The sequence below is a fragment of the Microbacterium sp. B35-30 genome, from assembly GCF_010634855.1.
Lineage (GTDB): Bacteria > Actinomycetota > Actinomycetes > Actinomycetales > Microbacteriaceae > Microbacterium.
Genome location: NZ_MWLQ01000038.1, coordinates 26,082 through 41,332 on the forward strand (window position 1 = coordinate 26,082; position 15,251 = coordinate 41,332).

14 protein-coding genes are annotated in these 15,251 nt (G+C 71.2%); 11 read left to right on the top strand and 3 right to left on the bottom strand.

Translation table 11 applies throughout. The features are described 5' to 3' along the window. Positions 1-77: 77 nt before the first annotated feature. Positions 78-1,487: a PLP-dependent aminotransferase family protein gene (locus B2K11_RS18020; RefSeq protein WP_163620426.1), complete on the bottom strand. Its 1,410-nt coding sequence runs from the start codon at positions 1,485-1,487 to the stop codon at positions 78-80. An 83-nt stretch (positions 1,488-1,570) separates the two neighbouring features. On the opposite strand from B2K11_RS18020, the gene B2K11_RS18025 reads away from it, so the two are divergent. The 9 genes from B2K11_RS18025 to argH all read left to right on the top strand — a co-directional run bounded on the left by B2K11_RS18025 (position 1,571) and on the right by argH (position 11,445). After that, the gene (locus B2K11_RS18025) at positions 1,571-2,143 is read left to right on the top strand and encodes a dihydrofolate reductase family protein (protein ID WP_163620428.1); all 573 of its coding nucleotides are present in this window, start codon (positions 1,571-1,573) and stop codon (positions 2,141-2,143) included. Positions 2,144-2,204: 61 nt separating this feature from the next. Further along, on the top strand, positions 2,205-3,185 hold the full coding sequence (locus B2K11_RS18030) for an NAD-dependent epimerase/dehydratase family protein (protein WP_163620430.1): 981 nt from the start codon (positions 2,205-2,207) through the stop codon (positions 3,183-3,185). Between the two features lie 287 nt (positions 3,186-3,472). Further along, positions 3,473-4,549 (top strand): N-acetyl-gamma-glutamyl-phosphate reductase, encoded by a 1,077-nt coding sequence (argC, locus tag B2K11_RS18035; protein WP_163620432.1) that lies wholly within the window; start codon positions 3,473-3,475, stop codon positions 4,547-4,549. Then, positions 4,546-5,703 (top strand): bifunctional glutamate N-acetyltransferase/amino-acid acetyltransferase ArgJ, encoded by a 1,158-nt coding sequence (gene argJ, locus B2K11_RS18040; protein ID WP_163620434.1) that lies wholly within the window; start codon positions 4,546-4,548, stop codon positions 5,701-5,703. The genes argC and argJ overlap by 4 nt, the downstream gene beginning before the upstream one ends. Positions 5,704-5,716: 13 nt before the next feature. Further along, entirely contained in the window at positions 5,717-6,616 is a 900-nt protein-coding gene (gene argB, locus B2K11_RS18045; protein ID WP_163620436.1) for an acetylglutamate kinase, read from the top strand. Further along, complete coding sequence (locus B2K11_RS18050) at positions 6,613-7,827, top strand: acetylornithine transaminase (RefSeq protein ID WP_163620437.1); 1,215 nt, start codon at positions 6,613-6,615, stop codon at positions 7,825-7,827. The genes argB and B2K11_RS18050 overlap by 4 nt, the downstream gene beginning before the upstream one ends. Further along, positions 7,824-8,747 carry an ornithine carbamoyltransferase gene (argF, locus tag B2K11_RS18055; RefSeq protein WP_163620439.1) on the top strand — a complete coding sequence of 308 codons (924 nt, stop codon included), beginning with the start codon at positions 7,824-7,826 and terminating at the stop codon, positions 8,745-8,747. Before B2K11_RS18050 ends, argF begins: the two co-directional genes overlap by 4 nt. Positions 8,748-8,774: 27 nt before the next feature. Beyond that, positions 8,775-9,941, top strand: a complete 1,167-nt coding sequence (locus B2K11_RS18060; RefSeq protein ID WP_239526235.1) for a heparan-alpha-glucosaminide N-acetyltransferase domain-containing protein — start codon at positions 8,775-8,777, stop codon at positions 9,939-9,941. 73 nt (positions 9,942-10,014) lie between these two features. Next, positions 10,015-11,445 carry an argininosuccinate lyase gene (gene argH, locus B2K11_RS18065; RefSeq protein WP_163620441.1) on the top strand — a complete coding sequence of 477 codons (1,431 nt, stop codon included), beginning with the start codon at positions 10,015-10,017 and terminating at the stop codon, positions 11,443-11,445. Positions 11,446-11,475: 30 nt separating this feature from the next. Here argH and B2K11_RS18070 read toward each other — a convergent pair whose 3' ends face one another. Beyond that, positions 11,476-12,072 carry a hypothetical protein gene (locus B2K11_RS18070; RefSeq protein WP_163620443.1) on the bottom strand — a complete coding sequence of 199 codons (597 nt, stop codon included), beginning with the start codon at positions 12,070-12,072 and terminating at the stop codon, positions 11,476-11,478. A gap of 4 nt (positions 12,073-12,076) precedes the next feature. Next, positions 12,077-12,676, bottom strand: coding sequence for a DNA-binding protein (locus B2K11_RS18075; RefSeq protein ID WP_163620445.1), 600 nt, complete (start codon positions 12,674-12,676; stop codon positions 12,077-12,079). Between the two features lie 213 nt (positions 12,677-12,889). Between B2K11_RS18075 and tyrS the strand changes: the two genes are divergently transcribed. Further along, positions 12,890-14,191, top strand: a complete 1,302-nt coding sequence (gene tyrS, locus B2K11_RS18080; protein ID WP_163620447.1) for a tyrosine--tRNA ligase — start codon at positions 12,890-12,892, stop codon at positions 14,189-14,191. A 46-nt stretch (positions 14,192-14,237) separates the two neighbouring features. Beyond that, positions 14,238-15,053 carry a DUF4184 family protein gene (locus B2K11_RS18085; RefSeq protein ID WP_163620449.1) on the top strand — a complete coding sequence of 272 codons (816 nt, stop codon included), beginning with the start codon at positions 14,238-14,240 and terminating at the stop codon, positions 15,051-15,053. The last annotated feature ends 198 nt before the right edge of the window (positions 15,054-15,251 follow it).

Genomic DNA, 15,251 nt, shown 5'->3' on the forward strand with positions numbered 1-15,251 from the left:
CCGGTGGGGAGCACGGGCTCTCACCGTTCTCGGATGAGGATGCCGCCACCCGCTGCGACGCAGGGATCGGGTGGGAACTACCGTCGCGGAGTGGCCGCGGCGATCACGTCGCCGAGGCGCAGGATCGCCTCGACGACGGCCTCGTCGTCGATGTTGCCGAAGCCGAGGACGAGGGCCGGCGGGAGGTCGCGCCGGTGCCGGGTGAATGCCGCGAGGCCGGCGATGCGGAGGGAGGCATCGGTGGCAGCGGCGACGACGCCCTCTTCGCGGACACCCGACGGAAGCCGCAAGACACCGTGGAATCCAGCCACTAGACCCGTCAACGTCAGCCCGGGAGAGATCCGGTCGAGCGTCTGGAGGACCACGGCTCGGCGGGCCGAGTACACGCCGCGCATGGTGCGCACGTGCCGATCATGGCGTCCGGACTGGAGCAGCGCCGCGAACGCGAGCTGGTCGATGACCGGTCCGCCGCGGTCTGCCGCGATCCTCCGTGCGGCGACATCGTCGATCAGCTCGCCTGGAATCGCCATCCATGCGACCCGCACGCCGGGCGCGTGCGTCTTGCTCGCCGAGCCGATCAGCACGACCCGGTCGGGCGCGAGGCCCTGGACCGCGCCGATGGGCTGACGGTCGTACCGGAACTCCGAGTCGTAGTCGTCCTCGATGATCCATCCGCCGCTGCGGCCGGCCCACTCCACCAGCTCCACCCGCCGGGACGCCGAGAGCACGACCCCGGTGGGTGACTGGTGCGCCGGCGTGACCAGCACCGCGTGGGCGCCGGCCCTGTCGAGCAGGTCGGTGCGGATGCCGTGCGCATCGACCGGGATGGGCGCGAGCTCCATTCCGGCGGCGGCAGCGGCAGCGTCGACGCCCCGGTCGCCCGGATCCTCCACGGCGAGCACGCGGGCACCGCGCGCGGCGAGCGCCGGCAGAACGAGGGCGAACCCCTGGGCGAAGCCCTGGCAGAGGACGACATGGTCGGCGTCGGTCGACGCGGCGCGGATCCGACGCAGATGGCCCGCGATGGCCTCGCGCGCTGCCGGATGCCCGAGCCCGTCGCCGTAGTCCAGATCATGCGAGCCCGCGCCTCGCGCCGCCCGTGCATAGGCCCAGGCCCAGTCGTCGGCGGGAAAGCGGCGGAGATCAGAGATCCCGGGACGCAGATCCGCGCCTGCCGGAGCCGCGGCCGGCGGCGAGGGCGGCGTGCCGCCCGGCGGGACGGCACGCGACGAGACCCGCGTGCGGCCGCCGGGGCGTGCGACGAGGTAGCCCTCTGCGCCGAGCTGCTCGTAGACATGAACGACGGTGCCGCGCGCGACCCCCAGCGCTGCGGCGAGCTCACGCGTGGACGGCAGCGCGTCGCCGTCGTCGAGCACACCCTGCCGGACGGCATCCCGCAGCGCGGTCTGCAGCTGCTCGCCGGGCCGTCGGCCGGGCGGAAGCGCCAGTGCGAGCGCCAGATCGGAAGTGGTCCAATTCTGAGCCATCACGCTGGACCATATCACTGGGCCACTTTCGCCATACGCTCCTGAGAGCCGGACCGACCGGCGGTATCCGAAAGGAGCGGCTCATGGGTTCGACGGTGCTGTACGTCTCGGTCTCGGTCGATGGATACGCCGCAGCGCCGGGCGACGACCTCTCGCGGCTCCACCGCTGGCTCGACGACACCGCGCCGCCGGACGAGGACCACGTCGCCGTGGAGCTGATCGACCGATTCCGCAGGGCGGGCGCGATCATCTTCGGGCGCCGCACCTGGGACGCCGGCCAGGAGCCGTGGGGCGACGACGACGTGTTCTCGAGCCCGGTCTTCGTGATGACCCACGAGCAGCGCCCGCCCGAGGTGAAGAACGGGACGGTGTTCACCTTCCTCTCCGGTGAGCCGGCGGCGGCGCTCGCGCTGGCGCAGGACGCCGCCGGAAGTGCCGAGGTGATCATCATGGGCAGCCCGAACACCGCCCAGCAGTTCCTCCGCGACAACCTCGTCGACGAGCTGCTGCTGCACATCGTGCCCGTCCTGCTCGGGGGAGGCATCCGCCTCTTCGACGGATTGCCGGCACCCGCCGAGCTGCGGCTCCTCTCGTCGCGTCGCGCCCGCGAGGTGACGGCCGTGAACTTCACCGTGCTCTCGGACGCGCTCCACTGACTCGCATCCGCCGTCGGCGGAGACGGATGCCGCGACCCGGCGCGTCTGGTTGGCTGGTGACATGACCGACGTACTGGTGCTGGGCGGGACGGGCTGGCTGAGCGGGCGCATCGCCGAGAGATGGGCGGATGCCGGAGCCGCCGTCACCTGCCTGGCCCGGGGTGGACGCGAAGCGCCCTACGGCACGACGCTCGTCGTCGCCGACCGCGACGATCCTGGCGCGTACGACGCCGTCGCCGGTCGCGACTGGGACGAGGTGGTGGACATCTCGTCGAACCCGGTGCACGTCGCGGCGGCGGTGACGGCGCTGGGGGAGCGCGCGAAGCACTGGACTTACATCTCTACCGTGTCGGTGTACGCGGCGAACGACGTTCCCGGCGCCGACGAGACTGCAGACCTGCTGGCGCCGGCCGGACCGGACGAAGAAGACGACTACGGGCAGGCGAAGGTGCGGGCCGAGGCATCCGTCCGTGCAGCGCTCGGCTACCGCGCCGCCATCGTTCGACCCGGTCTCATCGTGGGCCCCGGCGACCCCACCGACCGGTTCGGCTACTGGGTCGGCCGTCTCGCGCTCGCCGCGGACGGCGGCGTGCTGGTACCCGACACGACGGACCGCGGCGCGCAGGTGATCGACGTGGACGACCTCGCCGAGTTCGTCCAGGCGCTCGGCCGAGAGCGGTGGACCGGGGTGGTGAACGCCGTCGGAGACCCGATCGAGCTCGCCGAGGTGCTGAGGCTCGCTCGCGAGGTGGCCGGCCACACCGGCGCCCTGGTCCCGGCGTCCGACGAGTGGCTTGCGGCGCACGACGTGTCGTACTGGGCCGGCGCCCGGTCGCTCCCGCTCTGGCTGCCCGCCGGCATCCCCGGCTTCTGGACGCGATCCCACGCCGCCTTCCGCCTTCTCGGCGGTGGCCTGCGTCCGCTGCGCGCGACGCTCGAGCGCACGCTCGCCGACGAGCGCACCCGCGGCCTGGATCGCGACCGCCGCTCGGGGCTGACGCGGTCCGACGAGCTCGCGCTGCTCGCCGAGCTCGAGGGCTGACCCCGGAGGCGCGAAAGGGTAGATTCCCGCACCCTGACGTGCGGAAATCTACCCTTTCGCGATTCCGGAGGGCGGGTCGGATTTGCGGATGCCGCGGGCGGGCCGCTATCGTCGGCGCATGCCTTCGGCTGCCCAGGGATTCGCGACGCTCGTTCCGAGCGTCGTCCCCGCGCGCCGACGCCGTCTGGGAGACCGCCGACTCTAGGCGACCCTGCGCACCTTCTGAGGAGGGCAGCTGCGGGCGTCGCCGTCTCCGGCCCCTGCACCCAGACTCTAAGGTGGAATCCATGACATATTCGGTCGCCGTCTCCGGCGCATCCGGCTATGCGGGCGGCGAGATCCTGCGGATCCTCGCCGCGCATCCCGACGTCGAGATCCGCACCGTGACCGCGCACTCCAACGCGGGACAGCCGCTCATCCAGCACCAGCCGCACCTGCGGTCGCTCGCACACCTCACTCTTTCCGAGACGACGCCGGACGTGCTCGCCGGCCACGACATCGTCTTCCTGGCGCTGCCGCACGGACAGTCCGGGCAGTACACCGACGCGCTCGGCGACACGCCGCTCGTGATCGACGCCGGCGCCGACCACCGTCTCGAGTCGGTCGCGGACTGGGGCAGCTTCTACGGCGGCGACTTCCACGAGCCGTGGGTGTACGGCGTCCCGGAGCTTCCGGTGGCCGGCTCGAAGCAGCGTGACCGGCTCGTCGGCGCGACGCGCATCGCGGCCCCCGGCTGCAACGCCTCGACGGTGAGTCTCAGCCTCGCTCCGGGCGTCGCCGCGGGCGTCATAGATCCGTCCGACATCGTGACGGTGCTGGCGGTGGGCCCCTCGGGCGCCGGCAAGAGCCTCAAGACGAACCTCCTCGCCAGCGAGATCCTGGGCACGGCGAACCCGTACGCCGTCGGAGGGACGCACCGGCACATCCCCGAGATCCGTCAGGCGCTCGCCGCCGCTCGCCCGTCGACGGAGACGGCATCGTCGGATGCCGCGGACCAGGGCATCCGCATCTCGTTCACGCCCGTTCTGGTCCCGATGTCGCGCGGCATCCTCGCGACCTCGACGGCACCCATCGCACCCGGCACCACCGACGCGCAGATCCGCGCGGCCTGGGAGGCCGCCTACGGCGACGAGACCTTCGTGCAGCTGCTGCCCGAGGGCCAGTTCCCACGCACGGCCGACGTGCTGGGTGCGAACACGGCGCTGATGGGTCTCGCGATCGATCGCGCGGCGAATCGCGTGGTCGTCGTGACCGCCGTCGACAACCTCGTCAAGGGCACCGCCGGAGCGGCCGTCCAGTCCATGAACATCGCGCTGGGCCTCGCCGAAGGCACCGCGCTCACCGTGAACGGAGTCGCCCCGTGAGCGTCACCACGCCCCAGGGATTCGCCGCAGCCGGCGTCGCCGTCGGACTCAAGTCGTCGGGCAAGCCCGACGTGGCCGTCGTCGTCAACCGCGGCCCGCTCAAGGTCGGCGCGGCCGTCTTCACCAGCAACCGCGCGAAGGCGAACCCGATCCTCTGGTCGCAGGAGGTCATCCGTGACGGCGTCGTCGAGGCGATCGTCCTCAACTCGGGCGGTGCCAACTGCTTCACGGGCTCGTTCGGCTTCCAGACGACGCACCAGACCGCCGAGAAAGCGGCGGAGCTGCTCGACGTGAGCGCGGGCGACATCCTGGTGTGCTCGACCGGTCTCATCGGCACGGGCGATGAGGTGTTCCGCGCGAAGGTGCTGGCCGGCACCGAGCAGGGTGTCGCCGAGCTCTCCGCAGACGGCGGGGACGCGGCATCCCTCGCCATCATGACGACCGACTCCCATCCCAAGCGCTCCGCCGTAGCGAAGGACGGCTGGTCGATCGGCGGCATGGCGAAGGGCGCCGGGATGCTGGCGCCCGGTCTCGCGACGATGCTCGTGGTGATCACGACCGACGCCGTCCTCGACGCGGCACAGGCCGACGCCGCGCTGCGGCAGGCCACCGGTCGCACGTTCGACCGGCTCGACTCGGACGGCTGCATGTCGACGAACGACCAGGTCACGCTCATGGTCAGCGGCGCCTCGGGTGTCACGCCGGACGGCGACGCGTTCGCCGCTGCTCTCGCCGAAGTCTGCCAGGACCTCGCCAAGCAGCTGCAGGGGGATGCCGAGGGCTCGAGCCACGACATCACCATCGAGGTCGTCAACGCGGCCTCGGAGGAGGACGCCGTGGAGGTCGGCCGCTCGGTCGCCCGCAACAACCTCTTCAAGGCGGCGGTCTTCGGCAACGACCCCAACTGGGGCCGCGTGCTCGCGGCGATCGGCACCACCCAGGCGGCCTTCGACCCGTACGACGTCGACGTGTGGATGAACGGCGTGCGTGTGTGCAGCGCCGGCGGCCCGGACGCGCCGCGCGAGGCCGTCGACCTGACGCCCCGCGCCACCGACCTCGTCATCGACCTGAAGGTGGGCGCCGCGACGGCGACCATCCTCACCAACGACCTCACCCACGACTACGTTCACGAGAACAGCGCGTACTCCTCATGAAGAAGCAGGCCTCATGACTGATCTGCAAGAGACCGATCCCGGCGAGGCCAGCGCGCGGGCGGTCACGCTCATCGAGTCGCTGCCCTGGCTCAAGCGCTTCCGCGACCAGATCGTCGTCGTGAAGTACGGCGGCAATGCGATGGTGAGCGAGGAGCTGCAGGATGCCTTCGCCGCCGACATCGCCTACCTCCGCTACGTCGGGGTGAAGCCGGTCGTCGTCCATGGCGGTGGCCCTCAGATCTCGTCGATGCTCGACCGCCTGGAGATTCCGAGCGAGTTCAAGGGCGGATACCGCGTCACCTCCACCGAGGCGATCTCGGTGGTGCGCATGGTTCTCACCGGGCAGATCAACCCCCAGCTCGTGTCGAAGATCAATGCCCACGGCCCGGTGGCCACGGGTCTCAGCGGGGAGGACGCGGGCCTGTTCGGCGGACGCCGACGCGGTGTCGTGATCGAGGGCGTCGAGCACGACCTCGGCCGGGTCGGCGACGTCGTCGAGGTCGATCCGCAGCCCGTGCTCGACCAGATCACCGCCGGTCGCATCCCCGTCGTCTCGAGCATCGCGCCCGACCTCGACCACCCCGGGCATTCACTGAACGTGAACGCAGATGCCGCGGCATCCGCGCTCGCCGTGGCGCTGGGGGCGGCGAAGCTCGTCGTGCTCACCGACGTGGCCGGGCTCTACGCCGACTGGCCCAACCGCGACTCGCTCGTGTCGCACCTGACCTCGACCGAGCTGCGCGCGATGCTGCCCACGCTCGAGTCGGGCATGATCCCGAAGATGGCGGCGTGCCTGGAGGCCGTAGAGGGCGGCGTCGAGACCGCGGCCATCATCGACGGGCGGGTGCCGCACTCGGTGCTCGTGGAGATCTTCACCAGCAAGGGAATCGGAACAGAGGTGGTGCACGGATGAGTTGGCACGATGACGCAGGACGCGATCTCGTCCGCAGCTTCGGCGAGCGGATGGCGCTGTTCGTGCGAGGCGAGGGCTCGTATCTGTGGGACGCCGACGGCAAGCGGTACCTCGACTTCCTCGCGGGCATCGCGGTGGACTCGCTCGGTCACGCACACCCGGTGTTCGTCGACGCGATCGCGACCCAGGCAGCGACGCTGGCGCACGTGTCGAACTACTTCGCGACGCCGCCGCAGCTCGCGCTCGCGTCGACGCTGAAGCGTCTCGCGGGCACGGGCGACGATGGCCGGGTGTATTTCGGCAACTCGGGCGCGGAGGCCAACGAGGCGGCGTTCAAGCTCGCCCGCCTGCACGGGGGCTCCGAGCGCCCGCGGATCCTCGCGCTGCAGGACGCCTTCCACGGCCGCACGATGGGCACGCTCGCCCTCACCGGGAAGCCGTACATGCAGGAGCCCTTCCTGCCGATGACGCCGGGTGTCGAGTTCATCGACTCCACGGTCGAGGCGCTCGAGGCGGCGATCGACGACCGCGTCGCCGCGCTCTTCGTCGAGCCCGTCAAGGGTGAGGCCGGTGTGCTCCCGCTGCCCGAGGGCTACCTCGCCGCGGCCCGCGAGATCACCGAACGCCACGGAGCGCTGCTGATCATCGACGAGATCCAGACCGGCGCCGGCCGCACGGGGGAGTGGTTCGCCTTCCAGCACGAGGGCATCACCCCCGACGCGATCACGGTCGCCAAGGGCATCGGCGGCGGGTTCCCCATCGGCGCGCTGATCACCTTCGGCAGCGCGAGCGAACTGTTCTACCCGGGCACGCACGGCTCGACGTTCGGCGGCAACGCGCTCGGCACCGCTGTCGCGGGCGCCGTGCTCGGTGAGATCGAGCGTGCCGACCTCGTGCGCAACGCGGCCGAGCGCGGTGCGCAGCTGCGCGAGGCGATCGCGGGCATCGACTCCGAGCTGATCACCGGATGCCGCGGCGCGGGGCTGCTGATCGGCGTGGGGCTGCGGCATCCCGTCGCCAAGGCGCTCGTCGCGGCCGCGCAGGAGCACGGCCTCGTGATCAACGCGCCCAACGACGAGACCATCCGGCTGGTTCCCGCCCTCACGATCGGCGACGTCGAGATCGACGAGTTCATCGAGCTGTTCACGGCTGCGATCCGCACGGTGGAGGACGCCCTGGTGCTCGATACCCCGACGGAGGTTCCCGCATGACCCGCCACCTGCTGCGCGACGACGACCTGACGCATGCCGAGCAGGACGAGATCCTCGATCTCGCCATCGCGCTCAAGAAGGACCGCTGGAAGCTCAAGACGCTCGAAGGCCCCCAGACCGTCGCGGTCATCTTCGACAAGTCCTCGACCCGGACGCGCGTTTCGTTCGCCGTCGGCATCGCCGATCTGGGCGGCTCGCCGCTCATCATCTCGACCGCGAACAGCCAGCTCGGCGGCAAGGAGACGCCGGCCGATACGGCACGAGTGCTCGAGCGCCAGGTCGCGGCGATCGTCTGGCGCACCTACGCGCAGGCAGGGCTCGAGCAGATGGCGGAGGGCACGCGCGTGCCGGTCATCAACGCGCTCAGCGACGACTTCCACCCCTGCCAGCTGCTCGCCGACCTGCTCACCATCAAGGAGCACAAGGGCGACCTGAGGGGCCTGACGCTGGCGTTCTTCGGCGACGGCAAGTCCAACATGGCCCACTCCTACGTGCTGGCGGGCGTGACTGCGGGCATGCACGTGCGCGTGGCATCGCCCGAGACGTACGCGCCGCGCGACGACGTGATCGCGGACGCGGATCGACGGGCGGCGGAGACCGGCGGATCGGTCACCCTCTACACCGACGCGAACGAGGCGGCCGCCGGAGCGGACGTGATCGTCACCGACACGTGGGTGTCGATGGGCAAGGAGGAGGAGAAGCTCGAGCGGCTGCGCGACCTGGGCGGGTACAAGGTGACCCAGGAGCTCATGGCGCTCGCGCAGGACGACGCGATCTTCATCCACTGCCTGCCCGCCGACCGCGGCTACGAGGTCGACGCGGAAGTCATCGACGGGCCGCAGAGCGTGGTCTGGGACGAGGCCGAGAACCGGCTGCACGCCCAGAAGGCCCTGCTGGTCTGGCTCCTCCGTCAGGACTGAGCGCGGCGGCGCGGAAGAGCCCGGTCGTTGAGCGAGCGAAGCGAGACGAAACGCGCCGAGCCGCGCCACGACGGCTGGCTCGCATCGCGCTGGGTGCGCCTCAACGGGCCGGGCCGCATCGCCGGGGTCGATCTCGCGCGCGGGCTCGCGGTGCTCGGCATGTTCGCGGCGCACCTGCTGTGGATCAGCGGACCTTTCGACGCGACAGAGCCCGACACCTGGATCACCGTCGTCCAGGGCCGCTCGTCGATCCTGTTCGCGACCCTCGCCGGTGTCTCGATCGGCCTCATGACGGGCGGGCGGGTCCCGCTGCCGGCGGACCGCATGACGACGGCACGCGGTCGGCTCGCGGTGCGGGCGGGACTGCTGTGGGTGCTCGGCATCCTGCTGATCGCCACCGATGTGCCGGTGTACGTGATCCTCCCGGCGTACGCGCTGATGTTCCTGCTGGCGCTGCCGCTGACGTCGCTGCCGGTCCGCGTCCTGCTGCCGCTCGCGGGCGCCCTGGCCCTCGTCATGCCGTTCGTGCAGATCGTCCTCGATGCGCCGCTGGTCTGGAGCACGCCCACCGGGTACACGGTGTCGGCGGGACTCGGCTGGCATTACCCGTTCACCACCTGGATCGCGTTCGTGGTGGCCGGACTCGGCGTCGCCCGCGCCGACGTGACGCTGCTGCGCACGCAGGTGTGGCTGGTCGTCGCCGGCGCGTGCCTGGCCGTGGTCGGCTACGGAACGGATGCCGCGACCGGCGCCGGTCCGGAGGCCGAGACGGCGTCGTACCTCGGGGCGCTCTGGACGGCTCGGCCCCACTCCACGGGGCTGCTAGAGGTCATCGGGTCCGGCGGCTTCGCGCTCGCCGTGCTCGGTGCCTGCCTGCTCTTGTGCCGCACCGTGCTCCGGTGGGTCGTGCTGCCCCTGCGCGCCGTCGGTGCGATGCCGCTGACCGCCTACACGCTGCAGCTCGTGGTGTGGGCGGCGATCGCCGCCGCGACGCTCGACCGCGTCGGCGACCTCGCCGGCTTCCGCGCGCTCGAGCCGTTCTGGCCGCTCACGATCGGCACCGTCGTGCTGTGCACCGCGTGGGCGCTTCTGGTCGGGCGCGGCCCGCTGGAGACGGCGCTGGACGCGGCGTCGCGCTTCGCAGTCCCAGGTGACCGCCCGCCCAGGCATCCGGCGGCGTCGCCCACACGCTGACAGCGGTGACAGGGGCCGCTGGCGCCGCTGACACGGAGCGGGTGCGCCGCGGGCCGGCGGATAGGCTGGTCGGGTGAGTGAATCGAAGGCTGACGGCACCAACGAAGGCGCACTGTGGGGAGCCCGTTTCGCGACGGGGCCGTCCCCGGAGCTGGCCGAGCTCAGCCGATCGACCCATTTCGACTGGGACCTGGCGCTCTACGACATCGCCGGCTCGCACGCGCACGCCAAGGCGCTCGCCGCCGCGGGGTATCTCACCCCGGACGAGGAGCACGCCATGCACGACGGGCTCGATGTGCTCGCACGGGGCGTGACCGACGGCACACTTCGGCCCGCGGCATCCGATGAAGACGTCCACGGCGCTCTCGAACAGGCGCTGATCGGCGTCGTCGGCGCCGAGCTGGGCGGCAAGCTGCGCGCCGGACGCAGTCGCAACGACCAGATCGCGACGCTCGTGCGCATGTATCTGCTCGACCACTCGCGCACCATCGCACGCGAGATCCTCCGGTTGGTCGACGCCCTCGTGGCGCAGGCCGAGGCGCACCCCGACGCGGTCATGCCGGGCCGCACCCATCTGCAGCACGCGCAGCCGGTGCTGCTGGCCCACCATCTGCAGGCTCACGCGTGGCCGCTGGTGCGCGACCTGGAGCGCCTGCGCGACTGGTCCGCGCGAGCGGCGGTCTCGCCGTACGGCGGAGGCGCGCTCGCCGGCTCGACGCTCGGGCTGGATCCCCAGCTGGTCGCCCGGGAACTCGGCCTCGACCGCCCCGCCGAGAACTCGCTCGACGGCACATCGGCGCGCGACGTCGTCGCCGAGTTCGCGTTCATCACGGCCATGGTCGGCATCGACGTCTCGCGCTTCGCGGAGGAGATCATCCTCTGGAACACGCGCGAGTTCGGCTTCGTGACCCTCGACGACGGGTATTCGACCGGCTCGAGCATCATGCCGCAGAAGAAGAACCCCGACATCGCCGAACTCGCCCGAGGCAAGGCCGGGCGGCTCATCGGCAACCTCACCGGGCTGCTCGCCACGCTCAAGGCGCTCCCGCTCGCGTACAACCGCGACCTGCAGGAGGACAAGGAGCCGGTGTTCGACTCGGTGCGCACGCTTGAGACGGTGCTGCCGGCCTTCGCCGGCATGGTCGCGACGCTGCGGTTCGACACCGATCGCATGGCGGCGCTCGCTCCGCAGGGCTTCTCGCTGGCGACCGACGTCGCGGAGTGGCTCGTGAAGCGCGGCGTGCCGTTCCGCGATGCGCACGAGGTCTCCGGACACCTCGTGCGGGTGTGCGAAGAGAACGGGATCGAGCTGCACGAGGTCACCGATGAGCAGCTCGCGTCGGTCTCGCCGCACCTCGCTCCCGAGGTGCGGGATGTGCTCACCGTCGAGGGCTCCGTCGCGAGCCGCACCGGCGCGGGCGGGACGGCGCCCGTCAGGGTCGCCGAGCAGCGTGCCGAGCTGATCGAGCGCGTGCAGGCGGCCGCACACATCCTCGGGCTGTAGTCCGCTGCGCTGCGGGTGTGGCGGCGGCGATCACCAGATCGCCAGGCGCACCAGCGCGGCGACGATGCACGCCCAGACCAGACTGGCGAGCGTGCCGATGATGAATCTCTCGCGCGCTTCCGCGCTGGCCAGCTCCGAGAACCGGCCGATGCCCTTGAGAGCGACCACCACGGCGATCGCCTCGGGGAACCCGGCGATGATCCCGAGCGCCACCGCCACGCGTTCCAGATAGCCGATCGTGGTGCCGCCGCGCATCACCTCGCGCACGGCTCCTTCGCCGGCGACCGCTCCCGGCAGGGACGGCGCACGGAGGAGGATGCCGCCGTTGTCGCCCTCTTCCACGCGACCGTGGCTCGCGATGTCGAGCACCCGGCGGGTGACCGGGTTGCCGCCGAGCACGGCCAGGGCGGTTCCCAGCAGCGCGATGCCCAGTCCGAGCAGCAGCGGCACGTTCACCGGCGACACCGTCACGGCGAGCAGGCACAGGACCACGAGGACGCCCGCGACGATGAGCGGGATGTCGGTCGGCTTCCGCAGGCTGAGGACCACGAGCACGAGCGCTCCGCACAAGGCGACGAACAGGAAGATCGAGAGCACGGCGACGAGGAGCACGTCCGGGGAGACCATGGCGTCAGTCTGGCACGGCGGCCGGATCGAGGCCCGCGAGCACGCGGATCAGGGCCGGGACGGCCGCTTCCTCGGTCCGCAACCCGGCGGATCTGACGCGCAGGCTGACAGCGGCCTCCGAGATGCCGAGCCGCGCCGCCGCCTCGCGCTGTGTGATGCCCTCGGCCAGGAGGTCGTAGACTTCCCATCCTTCAGCGGTCCGGCGATCGCGCAGCTCCACGAGGAGGCGCACCAGCGCCTCGGCATCCTCCCCGCCCTCGGGCGCGGTGACCGCCACCCGTGTGGTGGCCTTCTTGGCCCGGTCGACGGCGTCGCGCGCGTTGAGGAACGCCTCGCCCCTGGCCGCGCGGACGCTGTCCGGCAGCGGCGTCTCGACGTCGCCGACGCCCACGCCGACACTCCATCGGCCGGCCCGGGTGAGGTCGAGGAGGATCGCGAGCACGGCCGCGGCGTCCGTGACCGCCACCTGCACCTCGTCGCCCGCGGTCCGCTCGGGCGCGAGTGCGACGCCCCTCGGTGCGTGCGTCGCCACGGCTGAGAGGGCGGCGGGCACGAGATCGGCGCTGGTGCGGCTGTCGCGCTGATCACTGGTGATCACGTACATGGCTCCACCCTTGTGCATCGAGACTTAATTATGACCTACTTTAGCCTGTGCACTTCAGTGAAGCAAGGCTCTGGGCTGAAGTGGGCCGACTTCAGCCCAGATCGTTAACGTGGCGTTCCCCCCCAGTGCCGGCGTTGCCAGGCACACGCCGCTGACCTCACGGCGGCTCGTCGGCGAAAGGGCCGCCCCATCCGCGCTGATAACCTGGCTCGCGTGTCTGAAACCGTCGTGAGCACGACTGCGCCTGCGATCGACCCCGCGTTCGAGAATGTGTGGGACGAGATCGTCTGGCGGGGGCTCGTGCATGTGTCCACCGATCAGGAGGCGCTGCGCGCCCTTCTCGCCGGGGACCCGATCACGTACTACTGCGGGTTCGACCCCACGGCGCCGAGTCTGCACCTCGGCAACCTCGTGCAGCTGCTCACGATGCGCCGCCTGCAGCTCGCGGGCCACCGGCCGCTGGGCCTGGTCGGCGGATCGACCGGCCTCATCGGCGACCCCCGGCCGTCGGCCGAGCGCACGCTGAACACCAAAGAGACGGTCGGGGAGTGGGTCGGCTACCTGCAGTCGCAGGTCGAGCGGTTCCTGAGCTTCGAGGGCGACAACGCCGCGCGCATCGTCAACAACCTCGACTGGACGGCGCCGATGAGCGCCATCGACTTCCTGCGCGAGATCGGCAAGCACTACCGGGTCGGCACGATGCTCAAGAAGGACGCGGTCGCGGCCCGCCTGAACTCCGAGGCCGGCATCAGCTACACCGAGTTCAGCTACCAGATCCTGCAGGGCATGGACTACCTCGAGCTGTACCGGCAGTACGGCTGCGTGCTGCAGACCGGCGGCAGCGACCAGTGGGGCAACCTCACCAGCGGCACCGACCTCATCCACCGCGTCGAGGGCGTCTCGGTGCACGCGATCGGCACGCCGCTGATCACGAACAGCGACGGCACCAAGTTCGGCAAGAGCGAGGGCAACGCGATCTGGCTCGACGCCGCGATGTGCAGCCCGTACCGGATGTACCAGTTCTGGCTCAACACCGACGACGCCGACGTGATCGAGCGCCTCAAGATCTTCACGTTCCTCACGCGGGCCGAGATCGAGGAGTACGAACGACTCGTCGCCACGGAGCCGTTCCGTCGCGCCGCGCAGAAGCGCCTGGCGATGGAGGTCACCGGCCTCGTGCACGGGGTGGATGCCGCGGCCGCCGTGATCGCGGCATCCGAGGCGCTCTTCGGTCAGGGCGACCTCGCGGCGCTCGACGCGACGACGCTCCGTCACGCTCTCGAGGAACTGCCCAACGCCACGGTCACCGCCGGCACGCCGGTCGTGCAGGCGCTCATCGACACCGGCCTCGTCTCGAGTCTGTCGGAGGGCCGGCGCGCGATCGCCCAGGGCGGGGTCTCGCTGGACGGTGCGAAGATCGAGGACGATGCGGCGACCGTGTCGGGCGCACTGCCCGGCGGGGTCTCGGTGCTCCGGCGCGGCAAGAAGACGCTCGCCGGCGTGTTCGTCGGCTGACGGGACGCTCGTGACCACGGCCATCGCGCCGACAGAGGGATGACGGATGCCGTTCACCCCGAGTCACGCGGTGGTCGCGCTGCCGTTCGTGCGCACGCCGCTCGTGCCGGCGGCGATCGCCATCGGGGCCATGACCCCCGACCTGCCGCTGTTCGTCCGCGGGCTGCCGTTGCATTACGGAGTCACGCACTCGTTCGCGTGGCTGCCCGCAACGGTCGTCCTGGCGCTGGTGCTGCTGCTCGTCTGGCGGTGCGTGCTGCGGCCGGCCGCGCGTGAGCTCTCGCCGCGATGGCTCGCGACACGACTGCCGGCGCAGTGGGATGCCGGTGCCGGCGCCGCGCTGCGCGAGACGCTGGGAGGAGCTCCGGCGGGCGAGCCGCGTGTGTCCTGGCGGGGGATGCTGCTCCTCGTCGCCTCGCTGCTGCTCGGCGTCGTGAGCCACATCGTGTGGGACCTCTTCACGCACGAGGGTCGCTGGGGCACGACCGTGATCCCCGTGCTGGCCGCAGAGTGGGGACCGCTTCCCGGCTACAAGTGGCTCCAGCACGGCTCGAGCGTGATCGGCCTCGCGATCATCGTCGTATGGATGCTCGTGTGGCTGCGTCGGCGTACCGCCGCGGCATCCGTTCCGTGCGTGCTGCCCGATGCGGCCCGCTGGATCTGGTGGGCGTCGCTCCCTCTCGCGCTCGCACTGGCATGGGGATGGGGCATCGCCGTTCATGGTCCCCTGGATGCCGAGTTCACCGCCGCGCATCTCGCCTACCGCGTGCTGCCGCCGGCGTGTGCGGTCTGGGGCGCCGTGACGGTGTCGCTCTGCATCGCGGTGCAGGTGATGCGAGCACGAGTGACCGCGAGCGTGTGACCGTCGGGGACGTCCGATCGAGGCCGAGCGGAGCACGGTTGTCATCACGATCCACCCGTCCGCCGTGCTGCGGCTGCGTGATTCGTCCGAGCGAGCCGCCGCGGTGGCCGGGCTCTCGGCCGATCTTCGGATGGCGGCGGAGGTGTCGGCGACCGCGTCTTCCGCGTGTTTCCGGGGGTGTGGGGGTGCGACACGCCC